The organism is Winogradskyella ouciana (genome assembly GCF_009709615.1).
Lineage (GTDB): Bacteria > Bacteroidota > Bacteroidia > Flavobacteriales > Flavobacteriaceae > Winogradskyella > Winogradskyella ouciana.
This window is the reverse complement of the sequence record NZ_WJYA01000139.1, coordinates 1-266: the sequence shown is the minus strand read 5'-3', so window position 1 is coordinate 266 and position 266 is coordinate 1. Positions and strand designations below refer to the sequence as shown.

At 46.6% G+C, this 266-nt stretch carries 1 pseudogene; it reads right to left on the bottom strand.

What is annotated here, in order from left to right:
• Positions 1–266 (bottom strand): annotated as a pseudogene (locus tag F1003_RS16675) (hypothetical protein); the annotation flags it as partial.

The following is a 266-nucleotide window of genomic DNA, read 5'->3' as shown; positions in this document are numbered from 1 at the left end:
GCTGGCCGGCTTTTTCCTCAAAACGGCGAATTTTGAGCATCTCCTCGTATAGGTGCAATAACTTATCTTTGCTGAATTCTTTCTTATCCTTAGAGGATATACGCTTGGTATCTTTTTTCGGATCAACTTTCACCAGTGCCGCATCACGAAGTAGCGGCAGGCTGCCTTCGGCCTCAGCGATGCTTTCAACCGCTAGCCACCCTGGCGTGGGAATAGAATCACGCTCCTTCCATTTTTCAATGGCTTTGCGGCTAATATCAAATTTA